Source organism: Salmonella sp. SAL00653 (assembly GCF_046552515.1).
Classification (GTDB): Bacteria; Pseudomonadota; Gammaproteobacteria; order Enterobacterales; family Enterobacteriaceae; genus Salmonella; species Salmonella enterica.
On the sequence record NZ_JBGDTY010000039.1, the window covers coordinates 1 to 3,186 of the forward strand.

Below are 3,186 nucleotides of genomic sequence, written 5' to 3' on the forward strand. Positions count from 1 at the left end.
TTACATCGCCAGCACGTACTTCAGCATCACGCCCGCCGCAATGGCCGAACCGATAACCCCCGCCACGTTCGGGCCCATCGCGTGCATCAGCAGGAAGTTCTGCGGGTCTGATTCCAGCCCCACTTTGTTCGATACGCGGGCCGCCATCGGCACTGCCGACACCCCCGCCGAACCGATAAGCGGGTTGATTTTGTTCTTACTGCACAGGTTCAGCAGCTTCGCCATCAGCACCCCGGCCGCCGTCCCAATCCCGAACGCAATCACACCCAGCAGCAGAATGCCCAGCGTCTGCGGCTGCAGGAACTTATCCGCGACCAGCTTCGCGCCCACCGACAGCCCGAGGAAGATGGTCACGATGTTAATCAGCCCGTTCTGCACCGTGTCGCTCAGACGCTCCACCACGCCGCTTTCGCGCATCAGATTGCCAAAGCAGAACATCCCCAGCAGCGGCGCGGCGTCCGGCAGCAGCAGCGCCACCAGTAGTAACAGCACTACCGGGAAGAGGATTTTTTCCCGCTTACTCACCGTGCGCAGCTGCACCATGCGGATTTTCCGCTCCGTCTCCGTGGTCAGCGCTTTCATAATCGGCGGCTGGATTAACGGCACCAGCGCCATATACGAGTACGCCGCCACCGCGATGGCCCCCAGCAGCTCCGGCGCCAGCTTGCCCGACAGGTAAATAGCCGTCGGGCCGTCCGCGCCGCCGATAATGCCGATGGCCGCCGCCTGCGGCAGGGTGAAGCTGATAAGGCCGAAGTAGTTCAGCGTCAGCGCCCCCAGCACCGTGGCGAAGATACCGAACTGCGCCGCCGCCCCCAGCAGCAGGGTGCGCGGATTGGCCAGCAGCGGGCCGAAGTCGGTCATCGCGCCCACTCCCATAAAGATGACCAGCGGCGCGACACCGGAGCCAATCGCCACTTTATAGAACAGCGCCAGCACCCCCGGCGTGTAGCCCATGTCCACCGCCAGATTTTCCATCTGGCCCTGCACCGACGGCAGCGCCAGCGCTAACGCCTCCTTGATGGCGTGCACGTCCGGCGCGCAGTTAAGCTTCGCGGCAATCACCGCCAGCTGCCCGGCGTCGTGATGCGCCAGCAGGCTCTCCAGCGCGGTCAGCGCCATGCCCGCTTCCGGGATGTTGGAGAGCAGCCCGCCGAAGCCAATCGGCAGCAACAACAACGGCTCGAACTTCTTCGCAATCGCCAGCCACAGCAGCAGCAGGCTCACCAGCAGCATGATGGCCTGGCCTGCGCCAAGGTGCATCAGCCCCATGCCCTGCAGCAGGGCGTTCAGACTTTCCATTTCAGTTCTCCGTTACGCCAGCGTCATCAGGGTGTCGCCGACGGAAACCGCGTCCCCGGACTTCACCGCGATACCGCGGACGGTGCCGGCCTGCGCGGCGCGGATTTCGGTTTCCATCTTCATGGCTTCCAGAATCAGCAGCACGTCGCCTTCGGCCACCGTCTGGCCCTCGGTGGCAATCACCTTCCAGATGTTGCCCGCCAGCGGCGCGGTGACCGGGGTGCCGGCGCCTGCCGGGGCGGCAGCCTGAACCGGTGCGGAAGAGGCCGCCGGAACAGCCGTAGTAAGCTGGCTGATATCGCCGCCGTCGCTGACTTTCACCACAAAGGCTTTGCCTTCCACTTCCACGGTATAGATACCGGAGGCGGCAGGCTTCTCTGCTTTTGCCACCGGCTGCGCGGCTTCCGCCTGCGGCAGTGGCTCAAACGCCGCCGGGTTGTGGCGGTTCTCAAGGAATTTGAGGCCGATTTGCGGGAACAGCGCCACGGTGAGCACGTCGTCGATGGCGTTTCCCGCCAGAGTGATGCCCTTCTCCTGCGCCTGGCGCCTGACGTCCGCTTCCAGTTCAGCCAGTTCCGGTTTGAGTAAATCCGCCGGGCGGCAGGTCACCGGAGCGCCCCCTTCCAGCACGCGGGCCTGTAACGCGGCGTTCACCGGCACCGGGGTGTGGCCGTATTCGCCTTTCAGAATGCCAGCGGTTTCTTTGGCGATGGTTTTGTAGCGCTCGCCGGTCAGGACGTTGAGCACCGCCTGGGTGCCGACAATCTGTGAGGTGGGGGTCACCAGCGGGATAAAGCCGAGGTCCTCGCGCACGCGGGGGATTTCCGCCAGCACCTGGTCGAGTTTGTCCGCCGCGTTCTGCTGCTTCAGCTGGCTTTCCAGGTTGGTGAGCATTCCGCCCGGTACCTGGGCCACCAGAATACGGCTGTCGTAGCCCTTCAGCTGGCCTTCAAAGGCGTGATACTTTTTGCGCACCTCGCGGAAGTACGCGGCGATATTTTCCAGCTTCAGGATATCCAGCCCGGTGTCGTGTTCCGTGCCGGCAAGCGTTGCCACCAGCGCTTCGGTGGCCGGGTGGCCGTAGGTGGCGCTCATGGAGGAAATCGCCGTGTCCACGCCGTCAACACCCGCCTCGATAGCCTTCAGCAGGGCCATCTCCGCCATCCCGGTGGTGGCATGGCAGTGCAGGTGCAGACGCACCTCAAAACGTTTTTTGATTTCGCTGACCAGCTCATACGCCGCCATCGGCGTGAGAATGCCGGACATATCCTTGATGGCGATGGAATCGACGCCGGTTTCCAGCAGTTGCTCCGTTAAATCCAGCCAGGTCTGCAGGGTGTGGGCCGGGCTGGTGGTGTAGGAGAGGGTGCCCTGGGCGTGCGCCCCGTGGCTGCGTACCGCCTGCAGGGCGGCCTTCATATTGCGCGGGTCGTTCATGGCGTCGAAGACGCGGAAGACGTCCATGCCGTTTTTGACGGCGCGTTCGACGAAGCGTTCCACCACGTCATCGGCGTAGTGGCGATAGCCGAGCAGGTTCTGGCCGCGCAGCAGCATCTGCAGGGGAGTCTTCGGCATGGCCTTTTTAAGCTCGCGCAGGCGCAGCCACGGGTCTTCGCCGAGAAAGCGGATACAGGCGTCAAAGGTGGCGCCGCCCCAGCACTCCAGCGAGCCATAGCCCACGTCATCGAGCGCGGCGGCAATCGGCAGCATGTCATCAAGGCGCAGGCGGGTGGCGAACAGGGACTGGTGGGCGTCACGCAGGACGACGTCGGTAATGGCAATGGTCATGGATCCCTCCGGGAATTAAGCGTTAAGGCGGTGATGGTGAATGGCGGCGGCAATCACCGGCTTTAAGCGGGTGAAGTCGTCCACGACGGGAACGGC

The 3,186-nt window shown here is 63.8% G+C and carries 2 protein-coding genes and 1 pseudogene; all 3 read right to left on the reverse strand.

Annotation, left to right across the window (positions count from 1 at the left end; all coding sequences use genetic code 11):
• Complete coding sequence (locus tag ACLJRU_RS23245) at positions 1-1,302, reverse strand: oxalacetate decarboxylase subunit beta (protein WP_000444829.1); 1,302 nt, start codon at positions 1,300-1,302, stop codon at positions 1-3.
• 12 nt (positions 1,303-1,314) lie between these two features.
• Complete coding sequence (oadA, locus tag ACLJRU_RS23250; RefSeq protein WP_001539519.1) at positions 1,315-3,090, reverse strand: sodium-extruding oxaloacetate decarboxylase subunit alpha; 1,776 nt, start codon at positions 3,088-3,090, stop codon at positions 1,315-1,317.
• A 15-nt stretch (positions 3,091-3,105) separates the two neighbouring features.
• Positions 3,106-3,186 (reverse strand): annotated as a pseudogene (locus ACLJRU_RS23255) (oxaloacetate decarboxylase subunit gamma); the annotation flags it as partial.